Genomic DNA, 17672 nt, shown 5'->3' with positions numbered 1-17672 from the left:
AGGTACCTGAAACCCATCCGTCCTTGACAGGCAAAAAAAAGGCCCATGCAAGCACGGGCCTGTTCATTCACGATCGAATCACTCGACTCTAGCTATCCTGACTGGCCAAACGATCCACTGGGTCATAGCCATAATGACTTGTTTGCTCGGGAACATCGCCGTTTGCAGGCACGATCACTTCGATCAGACGGTTCAAACCGTCATAGGTCAGATTACGCCCGGCATCATCCTTGGTCATGCACCCATTATGGTCATACTCAAGCGTTACATTACCACTCGAGTAATCAGGGTGATTATTACTGATACTGGTCAACTGTGCCGGATCCTGTGGATTCTCGAATCGGTAGGATGCCTTGTTGCTGCCACCAGGAAACACCGTTTCAACCAGGATGATATTGTCGATTTCGTCCAGGCGGAACTTCTGCTCACGGATGACCTTGCCAAATGGATCAACTGGTGAAAGTTCACCTTCACTGGTATAACGCTCCAACCGCGCGCGATCATCGTAGTCATAAGTCTCCTTGCGCAGTAAGTGCTCACCCTCGTGCAGCGTTCGCAAGGTCAAGGCATCACGTACATCGTAATCCTGCGCCAGGCTTTGCACCGCGTTGTTCATGGTGAACGTGCGCAATACTTCTCGATCGAACTCATCGTAGCTCAACGTCGTGATCAGGAACTGCCCCCCTTCTCGGGTAGCAATCTTGATCTGTCGGCCAAGCGTGTCATAGGTAAAGCGTGCCTCTACGCCCCCTAACGTTGTCAGTTCCAACTGGCCTGCGGCGTTGTAGTCATAGCGCTGAATCGCACCGAGCACATCGGTGTAAGTCAATGCACGTTCACGCAGGCTCATCTGGTAATACATGGTGTAATCGTTACGCACTTCAGACTTGACCGCCCCGGTGCTGAAGTAGGTGCGTTTGAGCAGTTCACCTTGCTCCACGGCAGTGGTCAGGTGCGCGTCCTTCGGATCGTATTCATACGTGGCTTCGAAGTTCTGTGCAGCCACCTTGGTTGTCGGGTCGACGACCTTGCGGCTGATAGGCTCCTCATTCAATTGAGGGTTGTACTCGTAGTAAATGCTCTCACCCGCTGGCGTGATCACCCTGTCTGGATTGCGCTGGCCGGGCAGGTAGAACATCTGTCGCCTGCGCCCACCGGTAATCGACACGACCATGCGATCCAGGCCATCGAACACTTGTTCACCGAGCACCTTGTCACCGACCCTGATAAGCACCGGCAAATCTTCACCGCTGTGCGTAGCATAGTCGCGGTGCACCACGCTACCGTCTGCCAAGGTTTCGTCCACCAGCCGATCAAACACATCGTAGACAAAACGTTTGTCGGCCCTGCGAGCATCTATCTCTTGCGTCAGGCGCCCGAGGCCATCGTAGTGGTTCTGCTGCACACTGTAGGACTTGGCGGGCATGCCCGGCCTGTCGATGGTAAAGCGCTCCACCCGCACAGGCGTTTCGAACCGGTTGAGCCAACTGACGGTCTTGCCGGTTCGACCGGCGCCATCGGGAAGCAGCAGTTCACCCGTGCTGGCATCACGCAGTTCGCCATCCTCCGATTCGCGCCAGCTGGTCTGTACCGGGCCATCCTTCCACTGGTCGCTGCCCTGCGGGTCGGTCTGCTCGAAATGCCTGACGTTGTCGGGGCCAATCTGGCAATACTGCTGGCCCCAATCATCGTAGAGGTAGCGCGTCATATAGGCGGTTTCCGCCGCGGTCGCCACAACCGGCTTGTCAACCTGTTGCGCGGCCCGGGCATCGACCTTTTCAGGTTCATAGTCCAGCCAATCGTATTCGGTTTCCTCGGCAAGGTTGCCGAAGCCGTCGTAGGTCATCTTGTAACTGGCACGCAATGCCTCGGCACGCAAGGTATCGGGGTTGTCCGCATCCTGACGTTCCTGCGCCACCGCGCGGTTCAGGCCATCGACCCAGGTGCGGGTGACCACTCCCTTGACATTCTCACTGGTCTCCTCGGCCTGCTGACCGGTCAAGGTAACCAAGCTGTAACTGTAACGACGCGAAGCCCTGAATTCGGGGTGGTTGGGTGTGACAATCTCCTCGATCACCCGCCGCAACGAATCGTATACATACGCAATCTCTACATCATTGTCGTCACGGTTGAGCACTGGCAGGTTGGTCAACACATCCTGACGCAGGGTAGTGCGCTTCTGAGCATGATGGGGGCTACCGTACGCCTGCTCCGAACCATGGTCGAAACCGGTATGGGTCTGCACCGTCTGCAGCACATTGGCGCCGATTGCCTCCGACATCTCGTACGTGTAGGCATTCTTCGTGGCTTTATTGTCGAGTGTGGTGACCTGGGATCGGATACGGCCATATTCCAGCCCGACGCGGTGCATCCGGTAGTACGTATAATCCGTCGAACTGTAGGGTTGGCCGATCTGGTCGCTTTCACTGGCAAGTTTCAGCAGGGTCTCATTCTTGACCAGTAGCGCACCCGCCCGATCATGGGCGCCCACCTTGGCAGCCACGCGCTCATAGGTAAGGCGAGTGCAGCGGATAGGCGCCACCGGTTGCCCCGGCGCGCCGGCGCCAGGTATCACGACCGTGTCGCGCACGTTGCGCACAAAGTCATGAGGATCCGGTGGGCAGTCGGTACCCGCCCCCTCCTTGGGGTAATACGCGTAGCGGGTGCGCACACCGTTGGCCAGCAGTTCGTCGAGCAGGTTGCCGTAATCATCGTATAGGGTCGTGTCACACTCCTCCCGTGCCCAGCCGCTGCCTTCTTTCCAGCGGCGCGTCACGACATGGGGCATCTGGAAGAACTTCGGCTGATGCTTGAAGGACAAGCCAGGTTGCTCGTGGTACTGCGTGACCACTTCGTGCACGTGCTCGTTCTGCGCGTTGACCTGGCGGGTCATGAGGTGGAAACGGTTGTAGTATTGAGTAACCGTTTTCAAGACCTGATCGGGTGCGTCCTTCGGCTTGTCAGCGTGTAGATAGTGAGTGATCTCCGTGGAATACTCGAAGTCCGAACCCGTGAACTGGTAGAGGTTGTCAAGGCCGTTGTCAACCCAACTGACGCCGGAAGCCCCCCATCCCAGGAAGTTGTTGTCCGAGTACGCGTAGGTGGTCAGCATGGCTGGCTGCCCGGCACCAGGTTCGATGAGATGGCGCGTCACCCTCGGCAACGCCGGATGCGCATCACCCGGGAAGCGATGACCGATTTTGTCACCGAACTCGTAATCGATGGTTTCACTGCCGCCCACCGGGTTTTCCACCTTGCTCAAAACAGCCAGGTTGCGGTCGCTTTCGTATTTGAAATGTCGGTATTTCAGGCGCCAACTGCCCCTGTTCGCAAAGGGATCATCATGATCAAAGGGTAATTGCACCGACTGGGGCAAGCGCAGTGCCGGTGAACCTTCGGTACTCAGGTTAATGGTATAGGTTGCCAATGCGCGGCCTTGGCTGCCGGACTCTGGATGCAGATCGATGATTACTTCCCCGCTGCTGTAGGTCAGCCCCAGCAACTTGAGCCCGGTGCCATCTTCAATGCTGGTCAGGCAGGGAATGCCATTGTAACTGTCGTTGTACGCCAGGGTGATCCAGTGCCCCAAGGGGCCTTCGACGCGTACTGGTAGTGCAACCTTATTTTGGCTGCCCTTGAGCTCAAGAAACTCCACCAAGCCCGACTTGTGTACCACCCGCCAATGGGTCCCCTGCGTGTCTTGATGCATGTGGAAGGTTTCCACCGTGCGCTCGTCAATCCCAAGCCCGGTCCCATCGCCAATGTCGGAGCCTGTGATCTTGTAACGTTCCCCGGTGTGTAATTCCAGCATGTTGCTGGCAGGCGTGTACTGCGTAAGGTTCAAACTCCAGCCATGACCAAAGCCTGCATCCTGGCTGCTCATCGGGTTGAACCCCAGGCGCAGTGGCAGCGATGGCCCCATGAGATAATTGCCTATCAACTCCGGCAAGGCGATGAACAGGGCGTACTGCGCGGTACGCGGGTCGACACTGTTCTGCATGAAACTCATGAAATTGAACGCATTGGAATGCAGCCAGTTTTTACTGGTCATAGCCACTGTCCCCCTTTGTGCCAATGTTTATTGCCAGAAGGTTGCGGTTGTCCAACAACGTACGGCTCAGGAAGTCGATTCGCACTTCATGAAGGTTGCCTTCTTCATCGAACAGTTGTGCCTGGAGCGGCTTGTCCAAGGCGGAACGGTACATCTTCTGGATGCTGCCGTCGGCCATCTTGTCGTGCCAGTACGGCATGTCAGGCACGCGATGCAGGCAGACCATGAGAACACCTCTGTTGGGTACCTGATTGTCCACAAAGTCGGTTCTCAGTCCTTCGTACTTCAACTCCTCAGCCATTGCCTCGAGGCGACCGTCGATCGTCAGTTGCGTCGGTGCGGGTCCTCGCAATGGATGGAAGGCATAAGACAGATAGCTGAAGTAGGTTTCCTTGACTTGCTCGCTTTCCCAACGAACAGCGGATGCCGCATTCAGCTTGCATTTCAGGAAAGGCACCGGGACACCCAGGTGGTGACACGACAAAGTCCAGTAGTCGATGGTTTCGTCGCTGAAGCTGAATTCATCCGAGCTACCAGCCGGAGGGGCGGGATGGTTGAACACTCGGCGACGCTCGAAGGTGTAGTCCGATTGCGGAAAGGTGGGGGCAGCGAGGCTATCCAACTTGCAGGTGCCGTTCTTGTCGCGGGAGTCCCATTCACCGCCGCCGTCCTTGGTGAACTTGGCGTAGAACTCCGGGTGGCCGGCCTGGGTGCTTTGGAAGTAGAACTGCTTGCGCCTGGTCGCGCCCTCTCCGCGAACTTCAGCGCGCTCGGTCGGGGCTCCGCGGGACTTGAACGGGTTTTCAGCCAGGTTGACATACCAGGGCGCAACGCCTGGCCCAGGAAGAACCCCATCGGCATCGGCATCCACGAACGGCAGTTGCGCGTTGCCTATGTTGTCATAGAACCTCAGCGTCGACATCTCGGTCGGGCTCAACGGGATTTCCAGTTCGCCCACTTTATCGGTCTCGATAGTGACCAGCACTTCTATCTGTTGCATGCCGTTGGCCAGACATTCTCGCGAGCCTCGAACGTCCAGCGAGAAACGAAGCAAGCTGCGCCAGACCGGCGGTGCCGTCGACAGCTCGGCCAGTTCGACAACTGCATAACCGCTGGGGTCTCCGCCAACTTCTGCCATTACCACAGCTGCAATCGATGAACGCTTGGACGGCGGGGTGTAGAGCCCGTCCGGGGTGATGTCACCCTCCCCGAACACTACCCAGCGAGTAGCCACAGTCGGGTCAGGCAAGCTCAAGGACTGGCCACTTTCCAAGGTTACCTGCTGTTTGGCCAGGTCGAACTGGATGGGTTTTGCGGCATCGATCTGGGGCACATAATCTGGCTTCAGTGTAAGCGTCCCGGTGAAGGCATAGATGACCACCAGCGCTTCGGCTTTTTCCCCGTTGCTGGCAGTTGCCTGAATGCGTTGCATCAGCACTTCCGGGATATTCTGTTCAGGCGGGAATGGCTGGAACGTTGCCAACCCACCCCCCAGGTTGTTCAGTTCACCAAGCTTGTCCTCACCCTCCGCTATCGTGAAGGTTGCCGATTTATCCGAGCTGAAAAGCGTGATAGCCCGCTCGCCCTCCGACCAGGTGACCACCCGCGGTGAAACTTCCAGGGCCTTGACCGACTCGACGATCAGGGCATTGCGCACTTGTGTGCCCTGTTGTGCCTGGAAGTGGTTGGAAACCACCACCACCTGCTGCGCCTGCCTGAAGGTTTCGGGTTTTGAAGAGTAATTCCCGGCTTGGGTAATATCCGCGGCGCCTGTGGAAATTGCATGAGCTCGGCCCCCCACAGCTGCTGGTCGGCTTTGATCGCCGCCCCCCCGCTCAAGCTGAACTGACGCTGCTGACCAACCTGCATCTGCGAGCGCAGCGGCTCGACATTGTAGGTATCGGGGGTGGGGCCGATGCTGCCGAACAGCACGCGGTCCAAAGGGTCATGCTGCTCCAGAACGCCCACTGCCTGTGCGTTGGGCATACGCAATTGATCCAGCATGCCTGCCTGATAGTTCTTGAACAGGCCTTTGAGGTCCTGGTTCAACAACACGGTGGTATTGAACTTTGGCGCCCCATCGACGCCGGCATCATCCGGAATCAGGTAGGGGAAGGTGGCCGGGTCCGCCGGAAGTGTGCCGTTCCGCGCCCCGACCGTGAGCCGGCAAAACAGCACCAGCGCCCCCTCTCCAGCATGTGGCGAATCTTTCAGCAGGCCTTCCGGATGGGGCTGGGTGCGCACGGTGAAGTCCATAGGAGACATCGGCCCGAAATCACTGAAGTCCAGTGTCACGGCAACCGTGGTCTGTCGATACGAGGGATGCGCCATGATTTGCCTGGTCATGCGATCACCAATGATCTGAGCTGCCTGTTCGGTCAACCCAAGGTTGCAGCTCGGCCTATCGCCCGTCGCCAGGTCAAGCGTCAAACGGCCCTGGTTGCTCACCCCGGTCGCCTTGACTTGCAACATGGTTGTCATCTTCAGCTCATACCCCATGTACTCATGCAGGTTCATGCTGTAGTTCAGACGCGGCGGCCGACCAGTGAAATGCAGCTTGGAAACGACGCTACCGGTTAGGATGGGCAGCGTGACCGTTGCCTTGGCATTGCTCATGTAGGAGTTTTCAAACGACAGACGCGGTGGCCCAAGCACCACATTGGAAAGTGTGAGGAATTCGGTCTGGGTTTCATCCAGTGCGAAGGTATCGTCAAAGGGCATGATGAAACGTTGGTCGTCGAACGTGGCGAGAAACTGTTGCTCCAGCATGTGATTGATTTGCGCACCATTGATCGCCACGATCGCGCCCCAATCATGCATCACATCACCTTGGCGCAAGCGTTCGAGCAGTGCGTCTTTGGAATAAATGCTCATTTCAGATCCTCATTCAGCATATCGAGGTAGCGTTCAACACCAACGAACGGGATTGGCAGTATCGTCAGGACCCATTTGTAGTCAGAATCGTGTTCCTCGATTGCCACGATGACCGCGTAGGTTTCGTCAGCGGAGGGATCTGGCGTGTACAAGCCATCAACCAGCGTTCCAGCGCCCTTGACCTTGAACCAGTGCGTCTTTTCAGGGGGCACGATTTGATCACCCAGGGATTTATGTTCCTTCCAATGCTCCAACTGGATGCCGTCGCCTGACTGCTTGAACTCGAACCAGTTGGTGACGTTCTTCTTGAGCAATAGCACTTCGACTTCCTGCTTGCTCCCATTGGAGCCTTCTGCAATCACCTGTTCGATATGCAGGTATTGGGATAGCTCTTCTTCAGGTGTCCATGCTGCGGACTTGCGATATTCCAACCATTGCGCCGGAACGGGTTCCGGCCCCGGAGCAATGCCCGCTCGTGCAGCAGGAGTTACGTAAAGTTTGGAATACAGTGCGTCTGGGTCTGCTTCCGGGTCCTCCTCAAGATGGCCCAGTGCGCCGTCTGACATACGGATGGTAATCTTTTCGTCGGGATCCAAAGGTGAGGCACGGACCTTGTATTTATATGAACCATATTTGGCCGACATTACGATCGGATCCAGGCCAATTGTCCGGCTTACGATGCCAACCAATGCCCGACTCACTGCACTACCCGATTTTGCAGTCGCAGTGACGATCACCCGCTTATGGTTGTCGGGAAGCTCTGCTCGAGGGGGAGCGGTATACTCCCCTGTGGTTGCGATGATTGTACCGGGATTACCAGTTTCATTTGGAAGATTGGCGACCGACCAGGTAACCGGAACATCTGCACCGGTAATCTTGAAGAAACACTTGCCGTTTTCTTTCACTATGGTTTCGACAGGGTCGACCTGGAAGGACGTCAGTTCCGGGCTCAATTGTCCGAGGATGGCCACCGGGCCGGGCACTTCAATGCTATCCGTGCGAAACACCTGGTCGCCTTCAAACAGCAGGTTGTGCAGAAGGAAAAGGTTGATTTGCGGGTCCAGATCACCAAAGCCTTTCACCAACTCCGGCATGCGGATTTCGTCCAGTTCCTTTTTATAGCCCACAGACTCAAGCACTGTTTGCGCAAACTGGTTGTCGGCCCAATCTTCCGCCCACATCTCGGAGCTGTAGTGCTTGTTTTCAGCCCTGAAACTGATAACTCCATTTTCATCGGGCAACAAGCTATAATTACACCCATAGCTAAACTTATTTACGTATTTACCTCTATCCAATATCTTTGAATCATTATCGCGAATATCTGCTCCCGTATAGCCACCACCATTCCACCTAAGTTGAACATCTCCATTAACCAACCGTAAAGTCAAATCTCCAAAATGATTATTAGTCGAACGCTGATCCGAATAAACCGCACCTATCGCTCCTGCCCCGACGCTCCCGCCGGGAATTTGCCGATTCCCCGGATTTTGCAGTCGCCCCCCGTTCGTGGCAGTGATCACACCGTTCTCGTACTTTGCATCAAAACTGATCCCCTCCTTCTTCATGATTTCCATGAGGATGGGTTCCACCCTGTCAAATAACTTGTTTTTCGCAAAAAGCATGACGGCCGAGAACTCATCCTGGCTGCCCGGCAGAAAGTAGCTGTAATTGTTCGCGGGGAACTTCTGTTTTGATTCATTGCCCTCCATCTTGACAAAAACCAATACAGCACCATCACCCTCGCTGGCCGTACCCAACACGTTGCTGTCTGCGGCAGCCTGTGTCCGCATCGCTATGGACTCGGGCTTCATTATATTGTCCGTGCGCGGCATCCGGCTGAGTTCAAAGATTTTCTGTTCACCCAACCAACTTTCAAATATCCATTTCATTTTCTCACCCCCGATCGCGTCTTCTGCGGGGGTGTCAGCATACGTCAGGTAGTATTGTGTCCCTTTACTCAGATCGATACCAATTCGCCCATAACTCAAATCTACATTGACTTCATCAAGACTGACGCGCGCATGCAAGCTTGGACCATTCAAAGCATCCGCCATCTTTAACCGGGTCACCTGCCTCAGCTTTTTGTTATTAGGATTTTCGATCGTCAACTGCTTACCGCCGACAACTCTCATGTGCAAGTCGAGCCGCGATGATTCGAGGTCTGCCTTTTCAAACGACACGCGTGGCTTGTCAAGCCGATAGTCGATGACACGCTCAATCGTGGTAGCCGTAGAGTCACCGTCGAAAGTCACAGGTGGAAGCCACGACTTCCCGCTGAACCGTTTGATATACTCCTGCCTGAAAATTACGTTCGTCTTGGCCCTGTCATAAACGAGAATTGCATCCCAGTTAAAATCTTCGAGTTCGCTCGCCATGAGCTCAAGATATGCCTCCTTCGACAAACGCTCGCCAGGCACAGCTTCAGTATTCTTCTTCATGATAAATTCTCACTAGAACGTTTTTTTAAATTTCAAGAAATCAACTTCAAAGTCAATAGCGGAAAATCGAACCAGGTATCGTCCGCCCCCTCATTCTCGAAGTTAATGCTCACTTTCAAATCAAACGTTTGGCCAATCTTCTGTTCATTCAGAATGCGTTTATCGAGTATCACCACGACCTCGCGATCACGTACTTCCTGCTCGCTGACAGGTCTGCTGCGTAATACGTGCACAAGGCCACTACCATCTTTTTTCACACCGTCATAGACGACGTTGAGCTGCTGCCCCACCCCCATGAAAGCCCATTGTCCCAGGGTCAACTTGGCTCCTGTCTCAGGTACGCTTTCAAGCGGCAAGTCCGTGCCAGACGTTCCTTCACATTGAATAATCGGATATCTCTCCCGCGTTAACGGCAGGACCCGTAATTGCACTGGCGGTGATTCCAGCGTGGGTAAGTCCTCGCGCAACAAGCGATAAAAAACAGGGAAGCGCTTCTCCGCTGCAGATGCAGTCGCCTCCATGTTGGCGGCAACGACGGTAGGCGGAATAGTGAAGTGGTACGGTGGCGCACTTCCTTCCACCAGTGTCTCTTCGTATTTCCCGGCCGTAGAACGGCCTTGCCATAGCAACTGCAAGCGTTCGCCCGGACGCAGGCCAGGGTCGGGTACCTTGACAAGAGCCCCGGGTATTGCCACTTGAGCGTCCAGCCGCATATTCGGCATGGGATTCTCAGTGACCCCATCCTCTATCTCCACTTGCAGGAAGTTGCGCCGCTTCAACACTTCAATGTCCAGCAACTTCCCGGCAAGGCCCACCCCTTCGCGCGCAACGTGATAACCGAGCTTCAACCGCTCAACGCCCTCGAGCACCTGTGCGTCCAGATGTATACCCTGCACCCCACTGGCCAGCGTACTCAGGTCGGCACGCAACGCAGTAACTCCCGGCTCATCGTTGACATGCAGCAATGTCCAGTCGGCGGTATGCAACTCCGGGTAGTGGGGCACATGTACCATCAGGCCATCGAGAAACTTTTCCGGATCGAGCGGCCCCCCGGTGTAATTCACGATTTCCAAAGGAGGCAGAAGCGCCGGGTCTGCAGGTATCGAATCAATCCGGTAGGTTTGGACTGGCCCATCAAGCGGATCTTCGTGATCGACAAAATCAATCTGGTAATGAACTTCCGCACGCCCCTTCCGGATAAACCCGAACTCACCTTTGGGCACCCGCCAGGTCAGGCTGCGGCCAACCTGGTCATCTCCAACTACAACTGAATACGTTTTCTCCTGGTCAAAATCTCCGTTTTCTTCATATCCGCGAAAAATCAATTTCACAGTGTCGCCCTTGCGCATCGCCGCATAAGGCGGCGCCACAAAGTTAACGCCGCCACTACCCAAAGCGTTGGGGTCGATATGCAGGGCATGGGACTCGATGGCCTGCGCCACTGGCATGTGCTCCATGCGATGAGGCCGTACCCCGACGAAGCTGAACGTGCGCAGCGACTCGCCAGTTGTACCGGTCAAACGCTCATAGGAATAAAAGGCATAGCCTTGATCGCCACTCTTCAAAAAGCGATTAGCGATATCTACACGCATCCGTTTTGTGACTGGGTCAAAATTCGGTGATTCAACCTCTATCTCGACATCCACCGAGTCCAGCTCTTCTCCCAGCGCCGTGGCACCCCGCCAGAGAATCCTGAGCCTGTCGCCCTCGGCAATGTCTTCGTAGTGGATGTAAGTCACCAAGTCTTCATCGCCCAATTCCTGCAGGTCGATTTCATCGTACGCATTACGGACTTCAATGATGGGCGCAGGCAGCAGTGCTTCGCGCCTGGTTGCAGGGGGATGTCGCATGAGAATCGCCTTAATCAGATGGACTGGCGATGAGTTATAAGTCCAATCGGCACGCGCACCAACTGGCAAAAATACTAGGTTGCCGTTGGCCTATCACACCGTTAACAGAGACGCACCTGACAATTCTGACAGGTGCTTTCCTATCATTTCTGCCAGGTGCCTCCAGCTACGCAAGCTTTTAGGCTAATGGCGCGACTCCACAACTCCGCACCAGCCATCCGCGGTCCAGACCAGGGATTAACCATGGAAATTTCAAGACGTAACATCCTGCTACCCGCAACTATCTTCCTGCTTAGTGCGACGATGAACCTACAGGCGCTCGCTAACGAACCACTCGGCGGTGTTACATTAATCAGCAAGAACAATGCGCCTTGCGGATTTTCTCCACCCGCCGAAGGTTCGGGGCTGACAATTAATTATGCGACCAACAGCCCCAGTTACGAATGTTACCCCGAGACCACTCGAAGCGTTCGTTTTGACAGGCTTCCTTCAGCCATGGAAATCATCTTCTCTTCGCGACCCGACTGTAATACTGAAGCTGCGGAGGACAATGAGTACTGGTTAAAATTCAAAACCATCGCTACCAACACCGGCTCGCCAAATATTTATTCTTTTGAAGAACTTCAGTCCTACTCAAAAGGCCAAACCATCTTTCGCGGCCTGAAACTCGTGGACAAAAAAACGGTGAATGGCGAGACAATGCGCGATGCGACCAGTTGCGTGAAATTCATTGCATCCCCCGATATCGACACACCTAAACCCCTGGATGCACTGACATTGATAGACGGCGACCAACTCCCCCCCGTTAATGAGCACGAAAGCGGAGAGCGCATTTGCCCCGGATCGTCGATGATCTTTCAACGAGATCATTCGGGCGACGAAGAGGAACCGACCCGTTATGATTGCCGCCTTGCTGTAGGTTATGAAATCAAAAACCGAAAATGGTCTATAGCCTTTCGGGAGTCCGGGCTGGACCCGGAAGACACAAGCGCAAGCCAGTTCGCAAACAATAAACGTTATATCTATTTCACCTGCCCGATCAACACCGTCATGACCGGCCGTTATCACAAGGGTGATGAGAACGGGGATACCAAATATCAATGTGGCGAACTCGTCAGCAGCATTGATGGCCGAAAGGTTCTGGTCGAGCCAACCAAGTGGTCACCAGAGCATGCCGAAGACAGCAGCACCCAAGAAACATGCCCAGCGCACGAAGTCATGATCGGTCGCGCCCACAAGAACGATGAGAACGGTGAAACCCGCTTCTTCTGCGCAACTCTCCGTCCGGCCGCACAATAGAGGAGCACACGGATATGTCCGCCATCTCGACAGCACAATCCAATGCCTACAACTTCAGCAGTTTTGTGCAGAACAGCGTAGACCCGCGCACCGGGCAGTACACCTTGGCTATCGTACTGCCAGAGCTGGTGGGTAACGATCAGATGGGCCCGGCGTTGACTCCGCGCCTTGGTTTCAATCCGATGAACCAGTTGGATGCGGGCTTCGGCACCGGCTGGGGACTGAACTCCAGCCAATATGTGCCCGCCACCAACATGTTGACCATGCAAACCGGCGAGACGCTGAAAGTTACCGGCAGCGACATGGAGGATGGTACCGGGCTGGTATTCGATGAGCGCAAAATGGAGAGTTTCCACCTGCACCAGGAAGATGCAGAGAACTGGCGCCTGGAATACAAGACCGGCCTGGTAGAATTTCTGCAACTCAAAGGCCCCAGCGACCGACGCATCGCTTTGCCGGTCCGCATCGAAGCAGCATCCGGGCATTGGATCACTCTGGACTACGAGGACTTCAATGAGACACCTTGCCTGACGAGCATCGTTGACGGCAACGGCGTGACATTGCTGAAGGTTCACTATGACAGCGGTAGCGTGAAGTTCGACCTGTATCCCGACGTCGACAGCGATACCCAGCCCTCGGCCCGATATGAAATCAAACTCGAAAACCGCGGATCCCCGACGCAAAGGGTACCTACCCAGGTGCTGCTACCAAGCGGCAAAGGCGCTGGCTGGACCTTTGATTACTACCACATCGAGTATGACGAGGACCTGCAACAGTACATGGCACTGCTGAAGGAGATCACCACACCTTTCGGTGCGGTTGAAACACTCGAATACTGGACCAAAGAGAACGGGCATCGGTTCCCGAACGACGCCCGCCCGCCTCTTCCCCGGGTCAAGCGCCACGCAGTCGACCCACGCTTCGGTCAGCCGGAGATGGTCACCACCTACGAATACACCGATAACAACTATCTTGGCCGAGGTGCAGGTGGCATCACCTGGCGTGATGATGGCTTGGACAATTTGTATCAGTTCACTGGCAGTGACTTCGAATATGGCTCGACCGCCAGTCATTGGCTCAAGGCAGCCGATGACGATTCACCGGGTGACGGCAAGGTAATACGTACCGTTACCAGTCGCTATAACCGCTTCCACCTGATGACCCGCGAAACCGAAGTACAGAACGGTTGCGTGCAGGAAATCTACACCGAATACCACGAGCAAGAGGGGGTGGCATTCAAGGACCAACCGGCTTACTTCCAGCTTCCGTATAAAGTGACCCAACGCTGGAGGCTCGAGAACGAAAACATCTGGCCGCGCGAGGAATTCAAGACGACGACCTTCGACGAACATTGCAACATGCTCGAAGAGGTCGAGTACTCCGGCATCCGCACGGTATACACCTACTACCCCATCACGGGCGAAACAGAAATCGTCGATGGCAAGGAACAGGTTGCCTGCCCAGCCGACCCGCAGCACTTCAAGCGCCGGATCAAGTACAAGACCACCTACCCCACCCCCGATGATGGTCAGTCGGCAATCCTGCGCAGCCATTATCGCTACAAGGCAATCGCCCCGCTCGACGGCGCACGCAAGACCTTCGGTGAGACAGTGATCAAGGAGCAGCGCACCTTGCAACTGGCCAGCACCGATGCGAACGCAGCCGCGACCTTGCTGCAGCACACCGAACTCACCTACCTGGAAAAACCGGATACCCCCCTGCTGCACATGCGCCCGGATGTCGTGCGCCAGACCATGAAGCATGGCGACGACCCGATCAAGGACAGGACCACCACCAGCACATCGTTCTACAGCCTGATCAACGGCGATGACGGCAAGCAGAGCTTGCTCCAGATCCGCCACACCGTACAGGGCCACGACCTCAGGCAACGCACCCTGCACAGTGCCGTATCACGCTACACCGGCCAGATAATGCGCCAGCAGGACACCAATGGTGTGTACACACACTTCTACTACGATGCAGTGCGCCGCAAGGTTCGCGAAACCGTCGCACCCGGCACCAGCTTCGCGGCGTCGTGCACCTACGACTATCACCTTAGCGTGGAAGCTTCCCAGCCAACCCAGGTGACAACCAATGTGCAAAAAGTCGTGAGCACCCTGTTACTCGATGGACTTAACCGCAGCGTAGGCGAGAAGCGCGAAATCGATACGGCCAATGACCCGGACAATCCGGTACGCAAGACCTTCACCGTGGCCACGAAGCAATACGACAGTCTTGGGCGCCAATGCGCCGAAACCGTCCATGACTATCTCGACAACAACGAAAGCCTCGCACTGACCAGCCGGTTCGAGTACGACGACTGGGGCAACCTGAGCAAGACCATCGGCCCCAATGGCGTCATCCATTGCCAGCAACGCTCGCCGTTTGGCAAAGACGGAGACATCATCGAAACCTGGCAGGAACGAGCCGATGAAGCGGCCCTGAAGCAGCCATTGAGACGCCAGTTGCAAAAGGTCGAGCTCAACCGCTTTGGCAAACCCGTATATGAACAGCGCATCGACCTGGACGGGCAAGAGGTAGGCAGGCGCGACTACCTCTACGAAGGCCTCGGCCGCTGCGTAAAGGAGACTCGCACCCAGCGCGACCCGTTGAGCACGCCTGCGGCCCCGAAACCGGCCCTGCGCCATGCCTGGAAGTTCAGCTACGATGTCTGGGGCCGCATGATGCGCAACGAACGCCCCGACCAGAGCGCGCTGATACGCCGCTTCATCGATTTCTCCAGCGACACCCTCACCACCAGCCTGGAACTCGAAGGCGATGCAACCCCAATCTGCACACGCACCTTCGATGGCCTCGGCCGCATGAGCACGCTGACCGTCGGGCCACGGATCGAACGCTATGACTACCAGGAAGGACGCACGCTGGTACACCAGCATCACCGCACCAGCAAGCGCACCCATACCTACAGCTATCAACCAGAAGTAACGACCTTGCCCACCCGGATCAGCACCACCGTCACCGGGGAGCAAGGGCAGCTGACGACAAGCCTCGACAACCCAAGCTTTGAATTCGAGCGCCCGGATGCCTCCATTACCTCGGCCAGCAACCCCGAGGGCAAACGCACCTACCGCTACACGGACCAGGGATACCTGCTACAGGAAAGCTGGACAGGCGAAACGGCGAACAACCGTATCAACGACGACCATACCATCCGTTACCGCCACTCGCTGCAAGGCCGCTCCTTGGAGCGCAGTAGCGACAACACCGAGAACACCATTTACCGCTATGACCCGCAGGGGCGCCTGGTAAAAATCCTGCAGGGTACGCTGGAAGCCAGCTTTGAATACGACGAAGATGGCCGAGTGAAAAAAACCGAAACCGTGGACCAGTACAGCAAACGCAAGGTCACCTGCGAACAGCAGTACGACTGCTTCGGTCGCGAGGTGCAACGCACTCTGACCCTGGACAACGGAACGGTAGAGGTGCTGGAGCAGAAATGGCGTGACGATGACCAGCTGCACATCCGGACCCGCCATCAGTCCGGCGTGCTGCTGCTCGAGGAAATCTTCGCCTATGACGATCTGGACCGCCTGGAAAGTGTCGAGTACAACGGCTCGCAACTGCCCCGCAACACGGCCGGGCGTGCCATGACCTCTCAGGTAATGCGCTTCAATGAAAGGGACCAACTGACCCGCTGCTCTACCAGCTTCGCAGATGGCGAAACGGACAGCGCCCGCTTTACCTACAAAACCGATGGCAGTTGCCAGCTTCAACGCGTGACCCACACCCTGCAGCCCGACTACCCCGCCGACCAGGTCTTCGAGTACGACAAGGACGGCAACATGCGCAACGATGAATGGGGTCGGAAGCTGCACTACGATGACCGCAGCCGGCTCACCGAAGTTCGCGCCAGCAACGATATAGAAGTGTTGGCCAGGTACCGTTACGACGGCCATGATCACTTGGTCGGAGCCAAGTACGGCGAAGCCGCCGAGGTGCAACGCCGCTACCAGGGCTATCGCCTCAGTGCCACCCTCGACCAAGGCGTGCTGACCCGCTATCTGTACGACGGTGAAGCAGCACTGGCCATGCAAGTGGACGGGCAGCCGCACGATAACCGCCTGCTACTTACCGATGCGGCCTACAGCGTGATCGGGGAGTATGCCGAAAGTGGCCTGCACGACACCCGCTACAGTGTTTACGGAGAGCGCCCGCTGGACAAGAACGACGAGGAAGAGAAGTACCTGGCAAGCCTGGCGGCGTTCAGAGGCGAGGTACGCGAACCCGTCTTTGGCTGGTATTTGATGGGCCGCGGCTACCGCGCCTACAGCCCAGGGCTGATGTGCTTCAACAGCCCGGACTCGTTCGCACCGGAGCAATCCGGGATCAACCCTTACCTGTACGCGCTGGGTAATCCTGTCAAGTGGCGCGACCCCACCGGGCATTACGCCGAGGGCAACAACGATCCGCTACCGCCCTTCAACGACCCCATCAAGGAACCGAAGAAAAGTTTCCTGGAGAAGTGGCTGTCAGTGGGATTCGCCATAGTGAGCGCTGCTACCAGCGTGGCCTTACTATTTGCCTTCCCGCCTGCAGGCTTCGGCATTGTATTAGCCGTGGCCGGTGTTGCGATTGCGGTTGCTGGCGTGGGTGTAATGGCGTACGGTATAGCGGAGAAAAACGATGTGGCGAACATGATTGGCAACGTAATGACGTTTGGCGGTGGCGCTTTGATGTCCGTGGCTGCAGTTGGTACGAGAATTAGCCGATTTTTTAAACCACCGAAAACAAACGTACCAGCAACAGGTGGCGGGAGCAGGAGTAACTCGATCTCGGCAGCGGGTGCTACAACTGGTGACCGCGATGACACTTCCCTAGTAACTTCTCAAGGCATTCCTCAAGTCACTCAGAGTACCCAAACCGGCAGCCTACGCAGACATAGCGCACCAGAGATAATCGAAACTGCAACTACCCAGGAACCAGTCCAACAAACGTCCCTAGCAGGTTCTGAAACTAGTGGAAGCCAACCGCCTGCCCCTCCTATACAACGGGCTGCTTCTACTGACGACCTCTCAAAACTTATGAATCAAATGCGTAAATATAAGTTCAAAAACCATGTCGACATACAGACAGTACGACACTCGAACATCGATAGGAGAGAGTTCCGCGGTGCATTCCCTATTCTTACGGACTAATTAA

7 protein-coding genes are annotated in these 17672 nt (G+C 55.9%); 2 read left to right on the top strand and 5 right to left on the bottom strand.

The genetic code is table 11. From position 1 onward, the window contains the following. Window positions 1–88: 88 nt before the first annotated feature. Genes AC2T3R_RS07200 through AC2T3R_RS07180 form a run of 5 tightly spaced genes read right to left on the bottom strand, consistent with a single transcriptional unit; the run spans window position 89 to window position 11213 of the window. Window positions 89–4051 (bottom strand): RHS repeat domain-containing protein, encoded by a 3963-nt coding sequence (locus AC2T3R_RS07200; protein ID WP_486744844.1) that lies wholly within the window; start codon window positions 4049–4051, stop codon window positions 89–91. Continuing rightward, window positions 4041–5747, bottom strand: a complete 1707-nt coding sequence (locus AC2T3R_RS07195; protein ID WP_486744842.1) for a hypothetical protein — start codon at window positions 5745–5747, stop codon at window positions 4041–4043. The genes AC2T3R_RS07200 and AC2T3R_RS07195 overlap by 11 nt, the downstream gene beginning before the upstream one ends. Continuing rightward, window positions 5693–6925 (bottom strand): hypothetical protein, encoded by a 1233-nt coding sequence (locus AC2T3R_RS07190; RefSeq protein ID WP_486744841.1) that lies wholly within the window; start codon window positions 6923–6925, stop codon window positions 5693–5695. The genes AC2T3R_RS07195 and AC2T3R_RS07190 overlap by 55 nt, the downstream gene beginning before the upstream one ends. After that, a complete protein-coding gene (locus AC2T3R_RS07185; protein WP_486744840.1) occupies window positions 6922–9363 on the bottom strand; it encodes a hypothetical protein in 2442 nt (813 codons plus the stop codon). The genes AC2T3R_RS07190 and AC2T3R_RS07185 overlap by 4 nt, the downstream gene beginning before the upstream one ends. 32 nt (window positions 9364–9395) lie before the next feature. Then, entirely contained in the window at window positions 9396–11213 is a 1818-nt protein-coding gene (locus AC2T3R_RS07180; RefSeq protein WP_486744839.1) for a hypothetical protein, read from the bottom strand. Window positions 11214–11456: 243 nt separating this feature from the next. Here AC2T3R_RS07180 and AC2T3R_RS07175 point away from each other — a divergent pair, with 243 nt between their 5' ends. Continuing rightward, window positions 11457–12512 carry a hypothetical protein gene (locus AC2T3R_RS07175; protein WP_486744837.1) on the top strand — a complete coding sequence of 352 codons (1056 nt, stop codon included), beginning with the start codon at window positions 11457–11459 and terminating at the stop codon, window positions 12510–12512. 14 nt (window positions 12513–12526) lie between these two features. Beyond that, the gene (locus AC2T3R_RS07170) at window positions 12527–17668 is read left to right on the top strand and encodes an RHS repeat domain-containing protein (RefSeq protein WP_486744836.1); all 5142 of its coding nucleotides are present in this window, start codon (window positions 12527–12529) and stop codon (window positions 17666–17668) included. The last annotated feature ends 4 nt before the right edge of the window (window positions 17669–17672 follow it).

This window comes from Pseudomonas sp. PVC-5-1 (assembly GCF_057444345.1).
The sequence above is the reverse complement of the archived record's forward strand: the minus strand, read 5'-3'. Positions and strand labels throughout refer to the sequence as shown.

Bases quoted from the DNA above. Each gene is read 5' to 3' on its own strand.
- AC2T3R_RS07200 (WP_486744844.1), bottom strand. From the start codon at position 4,051: ATGACCAGTAAAAACTGGCTGCATTCCAATGCGTTCAATTTCATGAGT.
- AC2T3R_RS07190 (WP_486744841.1), bottom strand. From the start codon at position 6,925: ATGAGCATTTATTCCAAAGACGCACTGCTCGAACGCTTGCGCCAAGGT.
- AC2T3R_RS07185 (WP_486744840.1), bottom strand. From the start codon at position 9,363: ATGAAGAAGAATACTGAAGCTGTGCCTGGCGAGCGTTTGTCGAAGGAG.
- AC2T3R_RS07180 (WP_486744839.1), bottom strand. From the start codon at position 11,213: ATGCGACATCCCCCTGCAACCAGGCGCGAAGCACTGCTGCCTGCGCCC.
- AC2T3R_RS07175 (WP_486744837.1), top strand. From the start codon at position 11,457: ATGGAAATTTCAAGACGTAACATCCTGCTACCCGCAACTATCTTCCTG.
- AC2T3R_RS07170 (WP_486744836.1), top strand. From the start codon at position 12,527: ATGTCCGCCATCTCGACAGCACAATCCAATGCCTACAACTTCAGCAGT.